General features: G+C 36.8%; 17 protein-coding genes and 3 tRNA genes. 7 read left to right on the top strand and 13 right to left on the bottom strand.

What is annotated here, in order from left to right; genetic code table 11:
• Window positions 1-4 precede the first annotated feature (4 nt).
• Window positions 5-376, bottom strand: a complete 372-nt coding sequence (gene rpsL, locus PVV66_RS06330) for a 30S ribosomal protein S12 (protein WP_005773262.1) — start codon at window positions 374-376, stop codon at window positions 5-7.
• 475 nt (window positions 377-851) lie between these two features.
• Here rpsL and xth point away from each other — a divergent pair, with 475 nt between their 5' ends.
• The 5 genes from xth to PVV66_RS06305 all read left to right on the top strand — a co-directional run bounded on the left by xth (window position 852) and on the right by PVV66_RS06305 (window position 5,032).
• Complete coding sequence (gene xth, locus PVV66_RS06325; protein ID WP_273717748.1) at window positions 852-1,634, top strand: exodeoxyribonuclease III; 783 nt, start codon at window positions 852-854, stop codon at window positions 1,632-1,634.
• Between the two features lie 123 nt (window positions 1,635-1,757).
• A complete protein-coding gene (locus PVV66_RS06320; protein WP_273717749.1) occupies window positions 1,758-2,663 on the top strand; it encodes a transporter substrate-binding domain-containing protein in 906 nt (301 codons plus the stop codon).
• A gap of 140 nt (window positions 2,664-2,803) precedes the next feature.
• Complete coding sequence (locus PVV66_RS06315; protein ID WP_273717751.1) at window positions 2,804-3,556, top strand: amino acid ABC transporter permease; 753 nt, start codon at window positions 2,804-2,806, stop codon at window positions 3,554-3,556.
• Window positions 3,557-3,558: 2 nt separating this feature from the next.
• The gene (locus PVV66_RS06310) at window positions 3,559-4,275 is read left to right on the top strand and encodes an amino acid ABC transporter permease (RefSeq protein WP_273717753.1); all 717 of its coding nucleotides are present in this window, start codon (window positions 3,559-3,561) and stop codon (window positions 4,273-4,275) included.
• 10 nt (window positions 4,276-4,285) lie between these two features.
• Window positions 4,286-5,032: an amino acid ABC transporter ATP-binding protein gene (locus PVV66_RS06305; RefSeq protein WP_273717755.1), complete on the top strand. Its 747-nt coding sequence runs from the start codon at window positions 4,286-4,288 to the stop codon at window positions 5,030-5,032.
• Window positions 5,033-5,135: 103 nt separating this feature from the next.
• Here the strand turns inward: PVV66_RS06305 and PVV66_RS06300 are convergent, their stop codons facing one another.
• The 6 genes from PVV66_RS06300 to PVV66_RS06270 all read right to left on the bottom strand — a co-directional run bounded on the left by PVV66_RS06300 (window position 5,136) and on the right by PVV66_RS06270 (window position 12,965).
• Window positions 5,136-5,927, bottom strand: coding sequence for a tetratricopeptide repeat protein (locus PVV66_RS06300; protein WP_273717757.1), 792 nt, complete (start codon window positions 5,925-5,927; stop codon window positions 5,136-5,138).
• Between the two features lie 1,034 nt (window positions 5,928-6,961).
• Window positions 6,962-9,685 (bottom strand): valine--tRNA ligase, encoded by a 2,724-nt coding sequence (locus PVV66_RS06290; RefSeq protein WP_273717759.1) that lies wholly within the window; start codon window positions 9,683-9,685, stop codon window positions 6,962-6,964.
• A gap of 148 nt (window positions 9,686-9,833) precedes the next feature.
• On the bottom strand, window positions 9,834-10,397 hold the full coding sequence (locus PVV66_RS06285) for a DUF2497 domain-containing protein (RefSeq protein WP_273717760.1): 564 nt from the start codon (window positions 10,395-10,397) through the stop codon (window positions 9,834-9,836).
• A gap of 245 nt (window positions 10,398-10,642) precedes the next feature.
• Window positions 10,643-11,944 (bottom strand): TolC family outer membrane protein, encoded by a 1,302-nt coding sequence (locus tag PVV66_RS06280; RefSeq protein WP_273717761.1) that lies wholly within the window; start codon window positions 11,942-11,944, stop codon window positions 10,643-10,645.
• Window positions 11,945-12,001: 57 nt separating this feature from the next.
• Window positions 12,002-12,676: a protein-L-isoaspartate O-methyltransferase gene (locus tag PVV66_RS06275; protein WP_273717762.1), complete on the bottom strand. Its 675-nt coding sequence runs from the start codon at window positions 12,674-12,676 to the stop codon at window positions 12,002-12,004.
• A 215-nt stretch (window positions 12,677-12,891) separates the two neighbouring features.
• A tRNA-Cys gene (locus tag PVV66_RS06270) sits at window positions 12,892-12,965 on the bottom strand.
• A gap of 185 nt (window positions 12,966-13,150) precedes the next feature.
• Here PVV66_RS06270 and PVV66_RS06265 point away from each other — a divergent pair.
• Window positions 13,151-13,225: transfer RNA gene (locus tag PVV66_RS06265), tRNA-Asn, on the top strand.
• Window positions 13,226-14,636: 1,411 nt separating this feature from the next.
• On the opposite strand, the gene PVV66_RS06260 is transcribed toward PVV66_RS06265, so the two are convergent.
• The 3 genes from PVV66_RS06260 to ilvA all read right to left on the bottom strand — a co-directional run bounded on the left by PVV66_RS06260 (window position 14,637) and on the right by ilvA (window position 18,150).
• Window positions 14,637-16,019, bottom strand: coding sequence for a DEAD/DEAH box helicase (locus PVV66_RS06260; protein WP_273717763.1), 1,383 nt, complete (start codon window positions 16,017-16,019; stop codon window positions 14,637-14,639).
• Window positions 16,020-16,306: 287 nt separating this feature from the next.
• Complete coding sequence (locus PVV66_RS06255; protein WP_273717765.1) at window positions 16,307-16,837, bottom strand: hypothetical protein; 531 nt, start codon at window positions 16,835-16,837, stop codon at window positions 16,307-16,309.
• Between the two features lie 35 nt (window positions 16,838-16,872).
• Window positions 16,873-18,150, bottom strand: a complete 1,278-nt coding sequence (gene ilvA, locus PVV66_RS06250) for a threonine ammonia-lyase IlvA (RefSeq protein ID WP_273717767.1) — start codon at window positions 18,148-18,150, stop codon at window positions 16,873-16,875.
• 148 nt (window positions 18,151-18,298) lie between these two features.
• On the opposite strand from ilvA, the gene PVV66_RS06245 reads away from it, so the two are divergent.
• A tRNA-Leu gene (locus PVV66_RS06245) sits at window positions 18,299-18,384 on the top strand.
• A 332-nt stretch (window positions 18,385-18,716) separates the two neighbouring features.
• Here the strand turns inward: PVV66_RS06245 and PVV66_RS06240 are convergent.
• From PVV66_RS06240 to PVV66_RS06230, 3 genes are all read right to left on the bottom strand, one after another.
• Window positions 18,717-19,652, bottom strand: coding sequence for an outer membrane protein (locus PVV66_RS06240; RefSeq protein WP_273717769.1), 936 nt, complete (start codon window positions 19,650-19,652; stop codon window positions 18,717-18,719).
• A 584-nt stretch (window positions 19,653-20,236) separates the two neighbouring features.
• Complete coding sequence (locus PVV66_RS06235; protein ID WP_273717771.1) at window positions 20,237-20,509, bottom strand: hypothetical protein; 273 nt, start codon at window positions 20,507-20,509, stop codon at window positions 20,237-20,239.
• The gene (locus PVV66_RS06230) at window positions 20,503-22,878 is read right to left on the bottom strand and encodes a mechanosensitive ion channel domain-containing protein (protein ID WP_273717772.1); all 2,376 of its coding nucleotides are present in this window, start codon (window positions 22,876-22,878) and stop codon (window positions 20,503-20,505) included. The genes PVV66_RS06235 and PVV66_RS06230 overlap by 7 nt, the downstream gene beginning before the upstream one ends.
• Between the last annotated feature and the right edge of the window lie 398 nt (window positions 22,879-23,276).

The raw sequence follows: 23,276 nt of genomic DNA, 5'->3' as shown, positions 1-23,276 counted from the left end.
AATATTATTTTGGACGCTTAGCGCCATATTTTGAACGACGCTGTTTACGATTCTTGACACCTTGCGTATCAAGCAAACCACGAATAATGTGATAACGAACCCCTGGCAAATCTTTCACACGACCACCACGGATCATCACTACAGAGTGCTCTTGAAGATTATGCCCCTCTCCAGGAATATAACCAATCACTTCAAATCCATTCGTCAAGCGAATTTTAGCAACTTTACGAAGAGCAGAATTAGGCTTCTTCGGCGTTGTTGTATAAACACGGGTACAAACACCACGCTTCTGCGGGTTCGACTGCAGAGCAGGAACCTTATTACGTTTAACTGGCGCTACACGCGGCTTACGAATCAACTGGTTTACGGTAGGCATGCAACCTTCCTCTTTTCGATCTACATTCGTCTCACCCAATCGGGCTTTTCTATTTCTATTTCCATCCACTCCAACAAAATTGGAATAGATGCCTCATTCTACACACAAAATCGGGCACACCTGCTAAAAACAGTTTACCCGATCACAAGCAGAGAAGGCAATAGCCTTTTGCACTAGCATTTGCTTTTAATCTTTTTAACACCCATTTCAACGATCATAAATGATCACTTCCACATCGGTTATGTTTTTGTCTAATAGCGAGAACACAGACATTCGTCAAGAACTAAACAGCAGAAAGTTTTCAAAAATGAAAATAAATTAAATTTTAAACTTTAAATTTGCTTTTATCGGGACTCTTGATAAATCAATTTACCATAGTAATATCGCCCTATAAATAAAAAAGCAACGATGTAACTGCAGTAAAACATTAATGCAGCAAATTAAATTGCATATTTGATATCGAATGATGATCACCATGAAAATAGCAACGTGGAATATTGCCGGAATAAAAGCACGACATGAAACATTGTATCAATGGCTACAGAAAAGTCAGCCAGACATAGTCTGTCTACAGGAAATTAAAAGTATTGATGAAAATTTTCCACGTGATGCAATTGAAAATCTAGGTTACCATATAGAAACACACGGACAAAAAAGTTTTAATGGCGTTGCGATTCTCTCTAAAAAAACGCCAGATGAAGTGATCCATCGCTTACCAGGCAACGATAACGATGAACAAACACGTTACATTGAAGCCGTTTATTCAACAGACAAAGGTGTTGTGCGTATTGCATCTCTTTATTTGCCAAATGGAAACCCTATTGAGAGTGAAAAATATTCCTATAAGATGGAATGGATGGAAAGATTATATACACATGCAAAATCATTGCTTGCCTATGAAGAACCCCTTGTTCTAGCCGGTGATTATAATGTCATCCCTACCCCATTAGATGCCAAAAATCCTCAAGAATGGAATCGAGATGCCTTATTTCTTCAAAAAACAAGAAAAGCATTCCAACGTATTCTTCATTTAGGACTGTACGATGCTATCCGGAATGTCACTGATACGCCCTCCTTCAGTTTTTGGGATTTCCAAGCTGGGGCATGGCCTAAAAATAATGGGATTCGCATTGATCATTTACTCTTATCACCAGAAGCGGTTGATCGCCTTATTTGCGCTCATAGTCAAACAGAAGTAAGGGGATACCCAAAACCATCCGACCATGTTCCTGTTTGGATTCACCTTAATGTCAATTAAGAAAGTATAGTCCTTATTTCATGAGACAACAAAAAAATTCCACTTAAGAGAATAACTATGCTACACCGTGCAAACAGTATATCTTAAGTAACTAAAATAAAAATAAATGAATGGAGGACATAAATGAAGAAATCATTGTTAATGTTTATTGCAGCAGCAGCCATTGGGCTCACAAGTGTCGCTCATGCTGAAAATGATACGCTTGAAAAAATAAAACAAACAGGAGAAATCACTTTAGGTGTCCGTGAATCATCTGGTTTGGCCTACGCCCTTGGTAATAATAAATATGTAGGTTTTCATACAGAAATGGCAGAACGTATCATTGATGATATCTCAAAAAAAATTGGTAAACCGATTAAAATTCATTATCTTCCCATCACTTCTCAAAATAGAATCCCTCTCTTAAAAAATAAGACCTATGATTTTGAATGCGGCTCAACAACAAATGATATTGCCCGCAGTAAAGAAGCAGCATTTGCTTATACGACATACGTTGAAGAGGTTCGGATTGCTGTAAAGAAAAACTCTAACATTAAATCTCTTGACGATTTAAATGGAAAAACAGTTGCAACAACTACCGGTACAACATCTGTTCAACTTATTCGTAAAAACAAACGTGCAAAAAACATTCACTTTAAAGTCGTCAAAGGAAAAGATCACGGAGATAGTTTCTTATTACTCGAATCTGGTCGTGCCGATGCATTTGTTATGGATGCTTCAATTCTTGCTGGACATATTGCGAAATCAAAAAATCCATCTGATTATGTCATTCTTGACACCGTACTTTCAGTCGAACCCATCGCCTGCATGCTTAGATTACATGACAAAAACTTTGAACAAGCCATTAACGATAGTATCCTACGTCAGATTAAAGACGAATCACTTGAAAAGCTTTATAATAAGTGGTTTATGAAACCTATTCCACCTGCTAATACTGTTATGAATCTTCCCTTATCAAAACAAACAAGATATGCTTGGGATCACCCAAACAATAAGCCACGGGAAAGCTACACAGAAAAAGATTTATAGAATTTGAAAAAAAGAACCACACTCTTTAAAAATTGAGTGTGGTTTATATTTTAGTTCACTTTTTAATAAATTCCGCCTATGTAGATACGCTTGATTTATTGTCCTATTTGTGAATGACTAATTTGAGGGAATATCAATTAATGGACTTTTCTTTCCTTTGTAGAGATGACCTTACTCAAACACTGGTAACAGGATGCTTGGGCACTCCCGGCGTAAGTCATACCTATTTAGATACACTTCTTGATGGCTTTAAAAATACGGTTATATTGTCCATCACTTCACTTATATTAGCTATATTTTGTGGTGTTATTATAGGAACAATGCGCACTTTACCTAAAACGTCCATCATCAATTGTGTATGTCGCACTATTGGTGCTATTTGGGTAGAAATTATGCGTAACATTCCTCTCCTTGTACAGGTATTTTTATGGTATTTTGTTGTTCCTAAGATTTATCCACCGGCGATGAAATTTTCCCCCATTCTCTTAATAACATGCGCGTTGGGATTCTTCACATCGGCACGTATTGCAGAACAGGTTCGTTCAGGCATTGAAGCCATTCCTTCAGGACAACGCTATGCTGCTATGGCAATGGGGTTTACAACTTATCAAAGCTATCGCTATATCATATTACCGCGTGCTATGCGTGCAATTATGCCGCCGCTTACTTCAGAAGCAATGGGCATTGTGAAGAATTCGTCTATAGCATTTGCCGTTTCAATAAATGAACTCATGCAATTTCAATACCAAACAATTGAAGAGATAAGCCATGTTTACGAAAACTATTTGCTTGTTACGATTCTTTATATTCTTATAGCCTTATTCGTATTCATTGTGATGACAGTCATTGAACAAATGCTCAAAATTCCTAATTTTCAAACAAAGGGAAATTGAATATGATAAATTTCATAAGCTCTCAGTTTGGACTTTATTTTCCTTTCAATTTTTCCGACTTTGATTTTTCTTTTTTTACCTTTGATGTATTTCGTTCTTACATTTTATCAGGTTTACTCTTTAGCGTTTTTCTAACGCTTTTTGCAACAATATTGGGATTTGTTTTCGGCACCCTTTTAGCAATGATGCGCCTTTCTTCCATAAAACTTCTTTCTTGGTTTGCAATCATTTACATAACAGCTATGCGTTCAATACCACTTGTAATGGTTATCTTGTGGTTTTTTGTGCTTCTGCCTTTTTTTACGGGGACATCCATCGGAGCCAATAAATCAGCACTTATTACCTTTACCGCATTTGAAACAGCCTATTTTGCTGAAATTATGCGTGCTGGTATCAATTCAGTTCCGCAAGGACAAAAATATGCGGGGCAAGCTCTTGGGATGACGTATTGGCAAAGTATGTACATTGTCATTCTTCCTCAAGCCTTTAGGGATATGCTTCCAGTCTTTTTAACACAAGTCATTATTCTTTTTCAGGATACAACCCTTGTTTATGCCATCAGCGGTCATAGCCTTTTGAATGGCTTTGATATTGCTGCTAATAATTTTGGTGTAAAACAAGAAGCTTATATTTTAGCGGCTATTTTCTATTTTGTTATCTGTTTTACACTGTCACAAATCGTTTTATATTTACAAAAAAAAGTATCCATTATTCGCTAACGAGGAAAAAATGTCCACTCATATGATCGAAATAAAAAATGTTTCTAATTGGTATGGCGAAGTTCAAGTCCTTAAAAGCTGTACAACCAATATTAGTAAAGGGGAAGTGGTTGTTATTTGTGGGCCATCTGGATCAGGAAAGTCAACACTCATTAAAACAATTAATGCTCTCGTTCCCTTTCAAAAAGGTGAAATTTGGATTAATGGAATACCTGTTCATTCAAAACAAACGAATCTGCCTAAATTGCGGAGTCAGGTGGGAATGGTATTTCAACACTTCGAGCTTTTTCCCCATTTATCTGTCGCAGAAAATTTGACAATTGCACAAACCAAAGTCCTAAAACGAAGCAAAAAAGAAGCACTTGAACGTGGTTTGTTATATCTTGAACGCGTTGGACTCATTGAGCATAAAGATAAATATCCAGGTCAACTTTCTGGAGGGCAACAACAGCGTGTTGCTATTGCACGTGCCTTAACCATGGATCCACTTGTTATGCTTTTTGATGAACCAACTTCTGCTCTAGATCCTGAAATGGTAGGTGAAGTACTTGATGTCATGATCAGTTTAGCAGAAGAAGGTATGACAATGATTTGTGTAACACATGAAATGGGATTTGCACAAAGAGTCTCGGAGCGTGTTATTTTCATAGATCAAGGAACAATTCTTGAAGACTGTTCATCTAAAGAGTTCTTTTCTCATCCGCAAGAAAGGACACCAAGAACACAAGAGTTTTTGTCTAAAATCCTAAGTCATTAGCCGTTATATTATCGCAAAAAGCTATCTCTACTGTAAACTTGGACACAAGAAAGTAGAATTTAATAACAAATGAGAGAGTATAAAAGATATTACAATCAGATTGTTAAAAGTGCTTATTTTTTAAAATATCAGCAACCATTGAAATTGCTGTACGTCTCTCAAATTCATTACAAAGAGAAAAAGCCTGCTCTTGCAAAGGGCGAATCCAATTTCTATCTTTTACGTTCGCTTTTTCATAAGCAGCAGTTAGCATTGCCGCACCGCGAATGATTTTTCCTTCTTGAAGCAACATATTTCCAAGCATCGCTTGGGCAGAAGGATTTCCTTTTTTTGCTGAAAGTTGAAACCACCGTGCTGCTTGTATAAGATTCTTCTCCCTTCCCTCTCCCTTTAAAAATATTTTTCCTAAATGATACTGAGCTTTAGGATTCCCATAGTTCACCGCAGCCTGCATATAAAGACGAGCAGCATAAGAAGGATTAGGTCTCACAGGAGATTGAGGAATACCTTTTTTTATATACCCAGCAAGCTTAACCAATGCATCAGAAACATAACTTTCATCCTCTGAGCCAAGATCAGCACCTTTTTCAACGATATAGGCAAAAAAATGATAAGCCTTGTAATCATCTTTAGGAACACCATCACCGTTTGCGTAGATAGAGCCAAGTTTCCAATTCGCACCAATATAGCCCCTCTTAGCGGCACAACGTAGCGCTGAAAGTGCCTGATTTATCTGCCCATTTTTATAAGCAGAAATGCCACGTTTCAAAAAATAAAACGAACCATCATGCACTTCCTGCAAGCTATTAACATCTATTGTATAAACAGTCGAAAAAAATCCCCCTAAAGTCACAACAATCGTAGCTTTTTTCCATATCTGAAATCTCTTGACCATTTCCCCCTCCCTCAATGTTAATGTTCTATCTGTTACAAATTTCTTTGTAGATCTGTAAACTCTTCTTCTTAATAAGAAATATGGGAGATTTTAAAGTAAAATTTTTAAAAGAAAAGACAAATAAATGAAAATTATCAAAAGCATTCAATAAAATTAAGCGTTCATTTTTATATACAACAATTTGATTTTTAAATACAAATCACCACTCTATATTTTGTAACACATTCTTTAACGTTATAGGATTGTGTTGTCTTTAAAATTTATATGAATGAGTAAAAATCGTTCAATAAAACAACCTGCGCTTTGAATAGAATTTCGAGAATGGAGAGAATATACGGTGAATTGTAAACATTTAAGTAGAAAAAAAACATGAAAGATGGATAAATATAATGATGATCGTTATCTTATAACTTCACGACTGTCTCTCCAGTTGAAAGATGAAGTTTCTCACTCCCATCAATCGGTAAAAAATCTGGTTTTTTCGGTAGATTCTAACTGCTGTTCACTTTATATGCTTTGCTTCATAGATAAATATTGATTGATAAAGATAATATACTTTTTTTGCTTATTGAACGATCCCCCCGGATATCGTAAGATTCTCTCATTCCAAACCTGTTCCATGTTGAATCAATCAAAATCATACACTTTCACGTTACAAGCAGGGAGAACCGTATGGAGTGAAATTGTGTAAGAAAGGACTAACAACACCAATTGAACCGTTTTAAGTGCCAAGGGCTATCCCCCCACACCATTGGGCCGCTGGCAAAGTGTGTAATGGCGCCGACTGGTTACTTCACAAGCGTAAAGATGGGGAGGCTCAATGGATTTACTGTTATACCATTCACGGGCGCCGGCGCAAAATGAGCTTAAGTATCTTAAGAGGTTTCTCTTTAAATGATGAACATAAAAATGGGGCTCCCAGTAGAGATTTCATGATCGCATTCACCAAAGATGAACAAAAGAAAAAGTTTTCTTTAAAAAAAGCGATACCAGCCGTAATGCTATGAAATCACCCAAAAAAACAGAAACTAGAATCAGCCCAACCGCTCTAAAGCAACAGATATTTTTTTCTGCGCCGCACGCAATTCTACAACCCTATTTTGTTCACTTTCAACAATTTCTGCTTTCGCATTTTCTATAAATTTGGGATTATTTAACTTAAGCGATATTTTTTCAATATCTTGTTCAATTTTACGGGCCTCCTTCCTCAAACGAATACGTTCAGCCTCCAAATCAATCAACTGTCCTAATGGCAAACAAAAAACAGCCTCACCCAAAATCATTTGTGCCGATACTTCCGGAACTTTATCGGAGAAATCAATGACTTCAATACGCGCTAACTTTTTAAGAAGTGCATCATAACGCTGCACACGTTCTCGCGTTACTTCCCCTCCTTCGACAACGACAAGAGGTGCTTGTGTAGCAGCAGGGATATTCATTTCAAAACGTACAGACCGAATCCCCGTGACCACATCAATAAGCCAATTAATATCAGCAGCAGCCTCCTCATCTATCAATGTTCCCTCTGGCCATTTTGTCAATGCGAGCATATCCTCACGCTTGATCCCTTGCGTTTCTGTAAGAGACCACAACTCTTCTGTCATATGCGGCATAAAGGGATGAAGAAGTTTATAGACTTCATCTAAAACCCAAGCAGTACAAGCTTGAGCCTCATTTTTAGCATCTTCATTTTCACCCTGAAAAAGTGGTTTGAGAAGTTCCAAATACCAATCACAGAATGTATTCCAAATGAAACGATAAAGTGCAGCTGCTGCTTCATTAAACTTATAGTGTTCAATACCCATTGTCACTGCTGAAATCGTTTTAGAGAGCTCTGTTAAAATCCAACGATTAAGCGCCAACTTTGCTTGTCCTGGCTTAAAAGCTGGATCATGCTTCACACCATTCATCTGTGCGAACCGGGTAGCATTCCACAATTTCGTAGCAAAATTACGATAACCAGCAATGCGGGAAGCATCAAGTTTTACATCACGACCTTGCGCTGCCATAATAGCCAAAGTAAAACGAAGGGCATCAGCGCTATACTGATCAATAAGCTCTAAGGGATCAATAATATTTCCCTTTGATTTTGACATCTTTGCACCCTTTTGATCCCGGACAAGAGCGTGCACATAAACCGTTGGGAAAGGAACTTCACCCATAAAGTGAAGTCCCATCATCATCATACGAGCAACCCAGAAAAAAATAATATCAAATCCTGTAACGGATAAAGATGTTGGATAAAAAGTAGATAATTCAGCCGTTTTATCTGGCCATCCTAATGTTGAGAAAGGCCAAAGAGCTGATGAAAACCAAGTATCTAAAACATCCGGATCACGGATTAATTCAACCACCTCACCATAGTGAGCAAAAGCCGAATCTAAAGCCTCTTTTTCACTTTTTTCAACAAAAACTGTTCCATCAGGACCATACCAAGCAGGAATCTGATGTCCCCACCATAATTGGCGGGAAATGCACCAAGGTTGAATATTTTGCATCCAATTGAAGTAGGTCTTTTTCCAGTTATCGGGAACAAACTGCGTTTTTCCTTGTTGAACAGCTTCTATCGCTGGCTTTGCTAATTCAGCAGCATGAACATACCATTGATCTGTCAAAAAAGGTTCAATAGGTACACCACTGCGATCTCCATGAGGAACCATATGGGAATGATCATCAATAGAAGCTAAATACCCTCCTTCTTCCATCAAAGAAATAATCTTCTGGCGCGCAACAAAACGATCAGCTTTATCGAGATTTTCTACTAACATTTTTAATTCATCTGATAAAACCAAACCATCAAAAAACGCTTCATTCTCACAGAGAAAAATCTCGGCTTTTTGGGTAAAAATATTGATTAAGTGTAAATCATGACGCTGTCCCACTTCGAAATCATTAAAGTCATGAGCAGGGGTAATTTTTACAGCACCACTTCCAGCCTCAGGATCAGCATGCGTATCACCCACAATCAATAATCTACGACCAACAAGTGGTAAAAGAGCATTTTTACCTATAAGATTTCTATAACGCTCATCTTCAGGATTAACGGCAATTCCTGTATCACCAAGCATTGTTTCTGGACGCGTTGTCGCCACTGTTATAAAAGTTGTCGCATCATTTGGATCAAAAATTTTACCCTCAAGTGGATATCTAAAGTGCCACAAATGTCCTTGAACTTCTTTTTGCTCAACTTCAAGATCCGAAATAGCCGTCAACAATTTAGGATCCCAATTGACGAGGCGCTTATCTCTATATATCAATCCTTGCTTATAAAGCGTGACAAAAACTTCACGAACAGCCAGCGACAACCCCTCATCCATTGTAAACCGCTCACGTGACCAATCACATGAAACGCCAAGGCGACGCAACTGGTTTGCAATAATACCCCCCGTTTCATGACGCCATTCCCAAATACGCTCAATAAACTTTTCTCTCCCCATTTCTTGACGTGTTGGCTCTTGGCGCTCTGCAAGTTGACGCTCTACAACCATTTGTGTAGCAATCCCAGCATGATCCATACCGGGCTGCCACAACACATTTCTGCCACGCATGCGCTGAAATCTAACCATTATATCTTGAATTGTCGTATTGAGCGCATGCCCCATATGAAGTGAGCCTGTAACATTAGGAGGTGGAAGCATAACGCAAAAAGGTTCTGCACCACTTTTAGAGCCCGCTCCCGCTTTAAAAGCCCCACGAGTCTCCCATCTCTTTGCAACCCGTTGCTCTATGGAAGCAGCATCATAGTTTTTTTCTAACATTCTATCCATCCATAACGCCGCTGAAAAACACAATATATGACCAAACCCCGATCAAAATCCGGCAAACCTCACCACTCACTAGAGAGCCCGCAAAACCTCAAACAAAGTGCTCATAAAATGAAAAGCATAAAAATAATGTAAAAAATAATTAAGACGATTTTTTAATCGCCTTCACAATCTCTTCACGTAAAATATCTTCCAGCAAAACAGGCAATTTAGACTGTAACCATTCTGCTATAGCCGGACGCAACACATCCTTTGCAATCTTTTCTGCAGAAGAAATACAATAGGCAGACAACTCCACACAACCAGCTCCTCCAACTTCTGACTGTGACTTCCTGATCCCATCTTCATATTCTTTTGCTTTATAAACAGAATTTCGCTCTTCAGAAGAAAACTTCATCTTTTGCACATCCACACCAACTGTATTATTTTCTACCTCTGTATCCTCTTTCTCTTGCGCGCTCCTTCCCCTTTGATTTTCAGTAGAAAGACCAATACGATCAGCTAAAGCCTTCATAGCATCATCAACAGATAGGGTGGTATCATAAAGACCTTCTGATACAACTTCCAAACGATCTTCCGAAGCATTTGCAACATCTTCATTTAAAAAGTGATCAGATTGAACCGTATTTTCTTCGATTATTTCACGAATAGATGTCAAAATTTCATCCATACTTGGCTCACGTAACACGCTTGAACTCTGTACCATACTTTACAACCTCTCAGAGACGCAACAACAAATAGAATCATATTTTCAGTGTATGCAAAAGAATCATAAGATCAACATGCCTCTCGTGATATTTTCAAATATGCTTGCCATAAAGAGGGCGCTACACACAACTTTCTGCACTAAAAAAAACATATAACCGCTCTATTTTTCAACATATCCAACGACTGATTAACTAATATTTTAAAAACTAAAATGATTTGAGATCAAAGAGCTACTTTTATGCATTAACGGATATATTGAATTGTTTTTAAGCCTAGATAATTTGCAGTCAATTTACCAATAGAGGATTGAACACTATAGCTCGCCACAACAGCATTACGTTCTGCCATTGCAAGCGCAATCTGAGCATTAATCAATTGAGTACGAGAATTTAAAACATCCAATGTCGTTGCCTGCCCTACACGATTTTCTTGCACACGACCTTTAAGAGCAATTTCAGCAGCACGAACACTTTCACGGTAAGCAATAACAGATGCGCGTGCACCTTCCAACTGAAACCAAGCAGAAGTAAGTGCTTGTCTCGTATTACTATGCGCCAAATCGAGTTGAAGCTGCGCCTGTCCAAGCTGTTCCTTCGATTGGCGAATCTGCGCAGACGTACGCCCCCCTTCAAAGATTGGAACACTCACTGACAATCCTATTGATTTAGAAACGCCATCTTCTCCAGCACCGCTGTAAATCCGATTATAAGATGCTGTTGCAGAAAAATCAACTTTAGGAAGCAACGCTCCTTCTTTCGCCTTTACATTGTAACCACTCGCATCGACTAAATATTGAGCATAAAGGATTGCTGGATGCATCACAACGCTCATTTGGTAAGCCGTATCAAGATTGACGGGAAAATCTGTGGCGACGGGTGGGCGTTTTAACTTTTCAGGATCAGAACCAATAATTTGTCGATACACTGCCTCTGCTGCTTTTACATCAGCACGAGCAAGACTCAGTTCTGAAACCGCCACGGAACGTGCAGCTTGAGCTTGAGCAAGATCAACACGACCTCCCTCACCCACATCAAATTTTGCTTTATTGGAACGAACCTGCTCTTCAAGAGCTGCCAAATTTTCTCTCCGAAGATCGGCAACACGACGCGTCTGATAGACATTAGCATAAGCTGTCACAGTTTCCAGAAACGTATTTTGTTCAGCATTACGAAGATACTCACGTTGCGCCTGCAGCTTAACTTGGGCTGAAGAAAACATATTTTGCGTGATAAAACCGTCAAATAATCTTTGATTTAATTTCACGCCTATAGATCCAGAAGTGACATAAGGACCTGTAAAAGACTTATTCCGCCCATAGCTCCCAACCCCTTCAACTTGTGGTAATAACCCTGATCGCGCGATGACAACGTCATCACTGGCTATACGAACAGCCGCCCGTTCACTATTCAACTTAGCATTGTGTTTATAAGCTTTAGAAAAGGCATCCATCAATGTTTCAGCACAAACAGCCTCTGATAATAAAAGACTCAAAACCAGCAAAAAACATGCCTGAAACTTCTTGTTTATTTTAAACACAATACACACAATAACAAACCCCAAACAAATAACAGAAATATCTTTTATTCATAAAACGAACAAGCACTAAAATACAAAATCAGGTGTTTTTAAAAAACAAGGAAGAGGTTTTACAGCGAGATTAAAAGCACGCCGGGCTGAAATGATTCCATCTTCTTTGATGTAGATTCGTGCTACAGCAGCATTTCCATCTCCTTCAACCACAACAAGACGTCCATTGTCTTTCATTTGGTCAAAGATACCTTGTGGAATAAAATCGACAGATCCCTCAATAAAAATCACATCATAAGGTCCCTCAACGGCATATCCCTGCTCTAATGGACCATGAATGACAACCACATTATCACATTGATTACGTTCTAAAGCTTCAAGAGCACGTTCAAAAAGAGACTTATTATTTTCCAACGCAATCACAGACCCTGCAAGTTTTGAAAGCAAAGCTGCACAATAACCACTATTTGCACCAATATCTAAAACAACATCTGATGATTTTACAGCAGCAAGCTGTAATAATTTCGCGAGAGATGCAGGCTTCATCAAATAGCGTGCTGGAACCTCATCTCGCACTGGACATAAAACAATATCGGTATCAAGATAGCTTAATGCTTTCATATCTTCCGATACAAACTCTTCACGAGATATCGTTAAAAACGCTTCAAGAACTGATAAATCCGTTACATCGACTGTACGAATTTGATTGTCAACCATTTTGCGACGCAGCTCAGCAAAATCTGCAACCATAACGACTATTTTCTCCTAACCTACAAAAAACAAACAAAACAGCAACAATGAGGGACTAAGATCTCTTAAACTATGGGTGTTACAAAAAAAGATGAGACAGTCAACAACTCAATTCTAACAGTACAATCTCTCATACAAAGGTGTTTTTACAACTGTAGAGGGAAATAATCTCTTTTCCTATAGCTCCCCTAAAAGCCGTTTCGTTTAAAATCGGCTGGAGGCCTCGCCCGGAATCGAACCGGGATACAAGGATTTGCAGTCCTCTGCGTAACCATTCCGCCACAAGGCCTCATCAACAAATACAAAAGTCTCAATAAGGGAAGGTAAAGCATCCGTCAAGGTGTAGAAATTTTCTCTCGCCTTTTTTCCTCTTATTACACAATTTATCATATTTTTTTTAAAAAAAGTAATTTTATTCTTTGCAAATCAGTATTGCTTTGCTATAGCCTCTTCAGCTAGATGATTGAGCATCGTTCCCCGGTAGCTCAGCGGTAGAGCAACCGGCTGTTAACCGGTTGGTCGCTGGTTCGAATCCGGCCCGGGGAGCCACTTCTTTTTTATCCCATACAGAAAGTTGTTTTTATTCACATTTTTAAACATGAGGGATTCGTTAATAAAAGTGAGGGTGTAGGATTTTTGCAATAGAGTAGAAATGCAATATCCTACGGGATGTTTTTTTGCAATGAATGCAAACAATTAATTTATTTTAAAGAGAAAACTGTTGTACAAGTATTTTTCTTATTGGTTAATTTCAAATAATTACTTCTTTCAAACTACCGCGCTCTCTATCAGAGAGCACTGTAATTGTTTGCACGTTATAAATTACGATTTCTTTCATGAGAGAAAATTATTAAACACCACCAGTAATGAAAAAGATTTCGTATAAACTTTGTTTCTCAACCCAAAAATGATTTTTACTCAATAAAACAATTAAACTCAAAAATCTGCTCTTGAAGCAATCATTTTGAAAAACGGGAAAACACAATCAAAATTATCTATATTATCTCCCTACACTCCATACTTCCTCCCCACCCTAAAAGCAGAAACTCCCAATCGAAAAGTCTGTAATAAAGTCCAGCTTCTTATCTAGCAGGTTCCTCCTACTTAATCACTGCATAAATTCTAAAAACAGCCTTGTCTTGAATATTCATTATACTGTCATAAAAACCCTTAGTGCGTAAAATTTTATAGGCTTTATATCACAACCCTAAACAAGGGTGTTTTTACAGTGCAAACAGTATAACAATCTAAGTTGTTGAGCATGCTATGAAAGCCTTCAACAAATCATGAGCGTTTTCTCCATCGTTTTTATCCATTGTATTGTGCATCTACACACATATTGAAAGACGTCCTTTAAATCCCCCCAAACCCGTTTCACAATGGCTCCCGTAAATGGTATAAAAATCCATTGATGAGCACCATCTTTGATCCACAATAAAAGCCATACCATCATACTATTTTCTCACGCTCAATGTTAGCAATATTTATTTTATTTACAATGAGTTACAAGAATCATTTTATTGATTGCTTAAATTTTTCCACACAATAATCTCGTTTGTAACATGCAAACGAATAGTTTTAATGGATCAATATAAACAGATTCGAAATGAGAAAATTTTACGATATAGGTGGATTATTTAATATATAAAACAATCATTTATTATTAGATAATCAAATTTTTAAATTAAAAGCTATCATTAAAGCTAAAACACATCCTTTATATGAATAAAATTTATCTTTATTCATATTTTTTAAAATCAAAATAAAGCAAATAAATAATCGCCTCTACAATGAGGCTTTCTTTTCAAAATATTTTCAATCTAAGCATTCAAAGGTTTTCATTTCTAAAAAATGAAAACCTTTCTTGTTTTGATAAGAGTGTTGTATATCTCTTTTGAATTGAAAAGGAATCGATAAAAGTAAAAAATGCCCAGGACATGATCTCTTTTCAAGATTTTATTTAAGCCGCCTTCTTGACTGACTTGCGGAAACGAAAAGACTTTGCATGCTTTGCCGCTATTTTTGCTTTTTTATGCCTCTCATTTGGAGATGAAAATTTCTTCCGCTGTAACTGTGCAGCATCATCTTTTCGACCTAAAAACCGTTTCTGACGCTTAGATTTTTTTAAACGGCGTTCTTTATTGTTTTCTTTTTCTCCACTTTGGGGCACATTTAGCTTTTCTGGAAATGCTGCAAATTGTTCTGGAACAGATTCAGACACCAATTTCATACGAATCAAGCGCTCTACAGCACGCAACCGTGTCCTTTCTATCTTTTCATCAAAAAGCGTAAGTGCTTCACCAGATGCACCATTGCGTCCTGTACGACCAATACGATGTACATAACTTTCAGCTTCATCTGGTAAGTCGTAATTAATAACGTGGCTTATCCCTGGTATATCAATACCACGTGCAGCAATATCTGTTGCAACAAGGATCTGTACCGATCTTTCACGAAAAGCTTTTAAAGCAGATTGGCGAGCACCTTGTGATTTATTCCCATGAATTGTTGCAACTAAATAGCCTATCTTTGCTAAATGACGTGTGACAGCATCAGCCCCATGTTTCGTTCGAGTAAAAACAATAACCGAATCAAAAGCTGGATTTGTCAAAAGTTTACTTAAAACATTCTTTTTTTCACTGGTAGGAACACAATATAATTTCTGGGTAATCTCTACAGCCGTAGTGCCTTGCGGAACAACTTCAATCTTAACCGGATCATTGAGTAAACACTTTGCAAGCACAGCAATTTCTTTCGGCATTGTCGCAGAAAAAAGGGCTGTCTGACGCTCTTGATGCAAAAGCTTTGCAATTTGCTTAACATCATGAATAAACCCCATATCCAACATACGATCTGCTTCATCCAAAATCAAAAAACGAGATTGAGAAAGATCAATACACTTTTCACGAACAAGATCTCTCAAACGCCCTGGAGTCGCGATCAAAACGTCCACACCTGCTGCCATACGTTTAATTTGTTTTAAACGTGATACCCCTCCAAAAACAAGACACGTCGAAAGATGCGCTCCTTTCGCCATGGTGCGAATTGCTTCATCAATCTGAACAGCAAGTTCACGCGTTGGAGCTAAAATCAAAGCGCGTGCAGTTTTAGGACAGCGTTTATCACCCAAAGCTAAAATTTGACTTAAAATAGGTAAGCCAAATGCCAAGGTTTTTCCAGAACCTGTCTGTGCAATCCCTAAAATATCGTGTCCTTTCAACATCATTGGAATAGCTTGTTCTTGTATAGGCTTAGGTTTACTCATACCAGAAATGCGTAAATTTTTAACCAAAAGAGTAGGCAAACCTAACTTTGTAAAAACATCTTCTTTTTTTATAGGCAAAATAAAATCTTTCCTCAGCTGAACAACTTTCACGAATTAACCAGCTGAACTCTCCACTCAAGAATCCGCGCAAGAGAAATCCTTGACATTTTAAACGAAGCAACGCTTGAAAAGCGACCTGCGCAACTCATGAGCACCTTGAAATTAAGGGAAAGGTATGTAATTTTACTTTATACAAAAAGCTAACAAAACAGCTTAAATACCTTCACCCTTATTATCCTTGGATTATGATAAAAAAGCAAGGGCTTTACGAAATACATTTACCGCAACAAAAAAATATTAATCGTTTATTTCTTGATAATTGTCTCCATCGGTAAATGTACCTTGATAAAATCAGGATAAATCTCGAGAAAAACTGGATTTTGTAAAGTTTTTTGACCGCCATAAATTAAATACCATTGAGTTTTATCAAAAATCGCCAAAGTTTTATATTGAATAATGCGATCCTTCATCTCAAGAACCGTTGGAATTAAAGCATATAAAGTACCATTATCTGTTTGAAGATACTCTATATTTTCTTTATCTAAACAATAAGCACCAGAAGGCAAATTCTCAAATTGCTTATGCAACTGTTGAAGAAAATCACCACGTAAAGCATCCTCTGTTGTATTCAACCGACGTGCCATCTCTTTATAAAGCCGCTCAGGCATATAATGAGATATAAGCGAAAAATCTCCACTTTTTATAGCATTATTGACATCAACAACTATTTTTGAAAGTTCAGTTTTTTGTATTGTTGTTGGCTGAGATGCAAAACTCTGTTGATGAACAATCAAAAAGAAAAACAGACTCAACACAAAATAAAAAATAGATTTCATTTTTACACTTCTTGTTTTAGTAAAATTTCAATTTCTCAAATAACAAAATCAAATAATGTTTGATCATCGGTAATATCACGATAGCGCCAACCTAACACTTGAAATTTTTCCTCTAAGAGACGAAAATTATCGTATTTTTTTGTTTCAATCGCAACCAAGACAGAACCAAAGTTTCTCGCTGATTTTTTAAGATATTCAAAACGCACAATATCATCATCCGGTGATAATGTGGAAAGAAAATGACGCAATGCACCAGGATGTTGCGGAAAACTAAAAATAAAATATTTTCTTAAACCCTGGAAACGTAAAGAGCGCTCTTTAATTTCTGGCAAACGCTCAAAATCAAAATTACCTCCTGAAATAACGAGAATAATTTTTTTACCCTTTAACTCTTGAGGTGGAATGCTGTTAAGCGCATCTATCGATAAAGCACCAGCCGGTTCAAGAACCACACCTTCTACATTAAGCATTTCAACCATCGTAGAACAAACACGATTTTCAGGAACTGTAATGACAGAATCAGGAGAAAATTGCTTTAAAATTGTATAGTTTAGTGCACCAATTTCAGCCACAGCAGCCCCATCTACAAAAGTATCAATATTTTCCAGTTTGACCCGTTTTCCACTCTCCAAACAAGCAAGCAAGCTTGCAGCTCTTTGGGGTTCAACAAAACGAAGCGTTGTATTCCAACCATATTCCCGTAAAAACTTGCTCACCCCACTTGCCAAACCACCTCCCCCTACCGGCACAATTATTAAATCCGGCTCACTTTCTCCATTGAGTTTTTTCCATTGCAAAGCAGCTTCGCAGAGCACTGTTGCCTGCCCCGTAATAATGCGAATATCATCAAAAGGAGGCGCCATCACACCACCGCTCTCCACGACAAAGGATTGCGCAGCTTCATAACATTGATCAAATGTTTCACCAACCAAACGAATATCAATAAACTCTTTACCAAAAATACGTGTCTTCTCAATTTTCTGTTGTGGCGTTGTCATAGGCATAAAAACTACGCCTTTACGTTTAAAATAACGACAAACAAAAGAAACCCCTTGCGCGTGATTCCCCGCTGAAGCACACACAAATGCAGAATCTGACGATATACTGCTCAGCATTTCTGAAACAAAATTGAAAGCACCACGAATCTTATAAGACCGTACCGGTGTTAAATCTTCACGCTTCAAATAAATTTCTGTATCATATTTTTGGCTTAGAAAATCATTTCTTTGAAGGGGTGTTTCAGCAAACACGTGATGCAATCCCACCATAGCTTTTGTAACGTCTTGAATAAATTTACTCATAACACTGATCATTTCATGCTTTGTTTATATTATACAGGCTTCTTCTAGCGATAAAGAAAAGCATTGTCAGTCAAAATTTCACTAAAAAAAATGAAAATTTTTTCTTTTGTCATTAATTCTTGATTCAATAAAAGATATAGCTTATGAGAGGACTTTCATCGCGGACGTGATGAAAACGGTAAACATAGCAGACTTAAAATCTGCCGGTCGAAGACCTTGCGGGTTCAAGTCCCGCCGTCCGCACCATTCTATGCATTTTTTTGTTTTTTAATCATTTGGATAGAAAAATGATCTTTAAACAATGCTGTAATGATATTATCAAATGAAACTGTGATAACGCGAAAGGCGAATCGCCCTTTCTGTGAGAAGGAATATTTTAGCCATACCTTATGAATCAAAAAATTCATTCTTAATAATTAAGAATCTGAGTAACTCTTCCTTACCTCCTCATCGTCACTCAAAGTCAAAAACTTTTTCTTCACCATAAAATAGCATTTACAATGCATAAAATTTCAAAAGATAAAGGCCCTATCAAGATAGGACCTCTTAAACTTAAGCTTCTTTATTTTCACAAATAACTAGAATTTGTAAGCTATCCCTGCACGGAAGTCATTCGTCTTATACTTAAGTTCAATCTCGTCTTTAAATTTCTTTTTACCGAAATCCGAGTAACGATATTCCGCACGTACAACAAGATTATCTGTCATTGCAAAATCAACACCACCACCAAGAGTATAACCAATCATCGTTTTTGTAGCATCCTCTGTCTTATTGAAGCGCTCATCTCCCGTAATGACTATCGATAAAATATCTTCAAACTGCCCATAAGCGATACCACCAGCAATATAAGGCATCACCCGCCCCGCAGAAAACCCAACACGCACCCGTGTGGCACCCGTCCATTTTTGTTTGAACGTATGATTAAAAGTTAAACTATTTTTCTCTTCTTTATCCTCTGGATCAGATCGAGAAAAGCTGCGCCCCCGTCCATTGGTAAAGCTTATACTTCTCAAACTTTTCTCTTCTGTGCCTTCAGTACCCGATCCACCAGGTTTATCTCCTTCAGTGCCCGATCCACCAGACTCGGTTTCTTCAATATCCGATTTCTCATCTAGAAATTTCGTTTTTGTATCCTTTTTTTCCGTTAAAAGGATATCCGTATCAAGACCAACAATCAAATTATTACCAAGATCAAAGTTAATACCCGCATATAGACCACCTACAAACCCAGAAAGTTCAGGCTTATACTGTTTCTCAAGGGGCACCCATGGCTTATTTTTACTCTCCTTATCAGGATAGAGAGGAACCTCAACATCAGGCGTTGTTCCAGAAATTTTACTTGAAAAGCCACCAATTTGACCTCCGAAATAAAAACCTGCCCAAGAAAAAGGTGAAGAAGCAACAATCTCTGAAGCAACATGTACTGGCTCTTCCGGAGCCACCACATCTGCAGCCTGTACTATAGAAGGTGAAATCAAAGAAAAAACAGATGCTGTTATAAATTTTGTATTCATAAAATTATACCCCATTGCTAAATTTAAATATAATCAAAAATCACATTTAGAAAAACAAAGTCTTATAAAATCTTATGCCGCAAAATCACATGTACTCCTTTATAGTTACATTTAAATCAATCACTACATAAATACATCATTACATTAAAATTGAAGTTTAGCAATTAAATTTTAATAAATTTAAAAATATTAGAATAACAAATACTAAAAAGTACAAATATTCAATAAAATTATCTATTATATACTTTAAAATGAGTAAATATAAAACATTTTGCATCAAAATTATCTCACAAAAAACACAAAATAGAATATTTTATGTCTCTTTTAATGAGATAAATTTTTAAACTTTTTAAAAATGATGTAAGTATTTTTATAAAATTAATATTTATTAAAAGTATTATAAATATAACTCAATACTTCTATATCAAAAATGAATACTATAGATTCTATCTATATAAAATAACACCTATCTTACACTAAAATCATCCCTTTTTTCCTAGCATTTTTCAAAGGGTGAGATTATTAACAAGTGCAATACCTTTATCCTTCTAAAGTTTGTCTCCAAACAAAAGTCCTCAATCATTTTATTTAAAAATTGCTCTTCCCCTACTAATCTCTATATTATCGTCTGCCTTTATTACAAAACGGTCTTTATTAGGAAAAGTGATAAAGCATCCCTTCATACAAATTGTTATTGTTTGATGCATATTTAAAGAAAATTTTGAAGGTATACTTCCTTCGACAATAATGAGAGACTGTATCTTTAAATCAGTATTTTTCACTGTTGCAGCAAAGGCCGTTATGGTAGAAATATTCAACAGAGTAACTGTAATCAAAGCATAAATATATCTCAACATTCTAAAATTCCTTCCTCAGCAAAACGCTTATATAAGACAAATCGAAGAGTATTGGTTACATGAGAAGATGCAATAATATTAGGCACATAAATAGCCAAATTAAAGGAAAAGCTCTTACGATCAAATGCCGTAAAACTCACCTGTGGGATAGGATTTTTTAAAACGCCTTCTGTCGAAGAAGCAATCTCTAACAAAATTTCAACAACATGCTCTGGAGAAACCTTGGATGATACAGTCACTGGAATATCAATTCGTCCTACTTTATTACGTCGTGTCCAATTACTAACGTTATTATTAATAAGGCTTGAATTGGGAATAATAATCGTTTTACGCTGAATCGTCTCAAGTTCTGTTGCACGCACACTAATACGCTTAACAACCCCCCCTACTGATCCGGATTCTATATAGTCTCCTATTTTAAATGGTCTTCCAACTAAAATAATAAGTCCAGAGACAAAGTTTTGAACAATATTTTGTAAACCAAAACCTATACCAAGTGAAAGTCCTCCAGCAATAAGAGCAAAATTTCTAAGATCCAAACCTGCCATTGATAATCCTGTCAAAGCAGACACAACAACGCCTCCATAACTTATCACTGTTTTGATAGAATTACGGATACCAGAATCGAATTCTCCATGGGCCAACACCACATGATCTAGCCAACCAATAAATCGGCGAATAAGGAACCAACAGACACAAAAAGAAATAATTCCTGTTACAAGAGAAAACAAAGAAAGAGTCATATTTCCGATCTGAAAACCGGTCACCGATTGCCACAAAACTGCTTTCAAATCAGAATAGGAAAATCCAAACTGTACAGCAATTGGCATTGCACAAAATACAACAACAAACAAATTGAGAAAAACGCTTACCACAATTCCCAATTGATTCATCGTTTTTTCTTCTAAATGAAACCGCTGCATCAAAAAATGACCAACCGCTGTCTTCATAAATTGTCCTTTAATTCCAATTGCTTGAGAACTTTTTATGCCTAAATACATGAGAACTAAAAATGCCCCACCAATCAGAATTTGCTGCATAATAAAACGCGCGAGACCAACATAGCCTAAAAAATTCAACACAAAGAGCAATAATCCCAAGCCAATAAAAGGTATGCGTATATAAAATGGCAAAAAATATGCTTCTCTTTTCTCTCCCTGAAAAGGCCTACGACTAAACCGCAAAGGGATAAATGCTATTATAAACAGTAATATCGCGACAAGAAAAACAGCAATAAAACTTTTAGCAATTGTCAAAGATAGAGGCGCTGAAATAATTTGATAAATACTATCAAAAACAGCATCAAACGCCAAAATGCCCCCTAAAGAAGTAAGTAAAATCACCAATTGATAAGCAGAAGATGGTGCAACATTGAAAAGACGGATATGGGGCATATTCGATGATAAAAGAACAACCGCTAAGCGATTGATTAAAAATACTAAAATAATTTGACAACCGATCATATCAAAAACAGTCGTAAGCTTACCTGGATCTAAATTAAAATGACGAAACAAAAACAACACAAGATAAACGCAAAGAACACAGATAAGCGAAGGTAAGAGAACTGAAATAAAGGCAATCAATAAGCGTTGTAAATAAGATATCTCCTCGTTAGACTTGGTAAAATGGCAATACACATGGACAAGAATCTTGCGAGAAAAATATGAAAGTCCCAAAATGCTAAAAAGTGGAATCAAAAAGCAAAGAAAAAATTGTAATGGCTTGAAATAAAATATAAAATTCCACCACGAGCTCAACAGCAAAAGAAAATCTGATGAAGCCTCTTTTGTTTTCTGGACAAGATGTTTAATCATCGGGATCGAAAACTCAACCCTATCTGTCAGTGTGCGTTTAAAAAGCTCACGAGATTGAGAAATAGAAAGTTCAGCTATTCTATTTGTCGCCAAAAAAATTGCTTCAAACCGAAGCATCATACTATTAATTTTAGCCTTTTGCTCTATCAAGTAAGCGTATTCCTTCACTGAGCTTTTCAGTTTTTTTACGTCATGATGGAGCTCGGTTAATTGATCAAGAAGTGCATTAATCTCATTAAGAGGTGAACGCAAAACAAATGCTGCCTTAATAGCACGTTCACTGATATCTTGTGCACGTAAGCGCAGTTCTTCCAAAGCACGCTCATCTTCTGATTTTCTGTCAAAATCTCTTTTTAAAGTTTCAGTATTTTCTTCAAGATTCTCAATAATCAGCTGTTGTTGTTGAATAATTTCATCAACTGAATAAGAAGCTATTGTTTGTTCGACAATTGTATTTTGTGCCTCCCTATTTCCCCATGCACCAGAATTAAAAACAAAGATAATCCCCAAAAGAAGGAAAAGTATATGGGTGTTTTTTCTACAAAATGAATACATATCTACCTTATGTGCACAAAAAGGATTCTATACCACCCTTTTTTAAATATAGTACAAGGCAGATATTTTCAACTTTTGTAGAATAATCTTATAAAAGCTTTCCCTTATCCTATAATACTGATAATAAGAGAGAAGAATAATCGTAAGTTGAATTTAATAAGATTAAAGAAGGCACCTCTCGCATGCTTTTTTTGTACCCCTATTGCAAAAAAGAAAATTTGCTCCCTTTGATGACTTGGATTTTTCTATCCAGTTTGGGTGTATTTTTGACGAGTAACCTAGGAACGCTTGCTGATTTAATCAAACAATCACACACCAGTAACATCATTAGGAATATTATTACGAATAGATTTGATTTACAAAGCAAGCATGATCAATTGAATGTTACCACAACTGAC

The organism is Bartonella sp. AU16XJBT (assembly GCF_028618665.1).
GTDB lineage: Bacteria > Pseudomonadota > Alphaproteobacteria > Rhizobiales > Rhizobiaceae > Bartonella.
This window is presented reverse-complemented; position numbering and strand designations above follow the sequence as displayed.

Excerpts from the sequence above, each read along its gene's own strand:
- rpsL (WP_005773262.1), bottom strand. The coding sequence starts at position 376 with ATGCCTACCGTAAACCAGTTGATTCGTAAGCCGCGTGTAGCGCCAGTT.
- xth (WP_273717748.1), top strand. The coding sequence starts at position 852 with ATGAAAATAGCAACGTGGAATATTGCCGGAATAAAAGCACGACATGAA.
- PVV66_RS06320 (WP_273717749.1), top strand. The coding sequence starts at position 1,758 with ATGAAGAAATCATTGTTAATGTTTATTGCAGCAGCAGCCATTGGGCTC.
- PVV66_RS06315 (WP_273717751.1), top strand. The coding sequence starts at position 2,804 with ATGGACTTTTCTTTCCTTTGTAGAGATGACCTTACTCAAACACTGGTA.
- PVV66_RS06310 (WP_273717753.1), top strand. The coding sequence starts at position 3,559 with ATGATAAATTTCATAAGCTCTCAGTTTGGACTTTATTTTCCTTTCAAT.
- PVV66_RS06305 (WP_273717755.1), top strand. The coding sequence starts at position 4,286 with ATGTCCACTCATATGATCGAAATAAAAAATGTTTCTAATTGGTATGGC.
- PVV66_RS06300 (WP_273717757.1), bottom strand. The coding sequence starts at position 5,927 with ATGGTCAAGAGATTTCAGATATGGAAAAAAGCTACGATTGTTGTGACT.
- PVV66_RS06290 (WP_273717759.1), bottom strand. The coding sequence starts at position 9,685 with ATGTTAGAAAAAAACTATGATGCTGCTTCCATAGAGCAACGGGTTGCA.
- PVV66_RS06285 (WP_273717760.1), bottom strand. The coding sequence starts at position 10,397 with ATGGTACAGAGTTCAAGCGTGTTACGTGAGCCAAGTATGGATGAAATT.
- PVV66_RS06275 (WP_273717762.1), bottom strand. The coding sequence starts at position 12,676 with ATGGTTGCAGATTTTGCTGAGCTGCGTCGCAAAATGGTTGACAATCAA.
- PVV66_RS06255 (WP_273717765.1), bottom strand. The coding sequence starts at position 16,837 with ATGAAATCTATTTTTTATTTTGTGTTGAGTCTGTTTTTCTTTTTGATT.
- ilvA (WP_273717767.1), bottom strand. The coding sequence starts at position 18,150 with ATGATCAGTGTTATGAGTAAATTTATTCAAGACGTTACAAAAGCTATG.
- PVV66_RS06240 (WP_273717769.1), bottom strand. The coding sequence starts at position 19,652 with ATGAATACAAAATTTATAACAGCATCTGTTTTTTCTTTGATTTCACCT.
- PVV66_RS06235 (WP_273717771.1), bottom strand. The coding sequence starts at position 20,509 with ATGTTGAGATATATTTATGCTTTGATTACAGTTACTCTGTTGAATATT.
- PVV66_RS06230 (WP_273717772.1), bottom strand. The coding sequence starts at position 22,878 with ATGTATTCATTTTGTAGAAAAAACACCCATATACTTTTCCTTCTTTTG.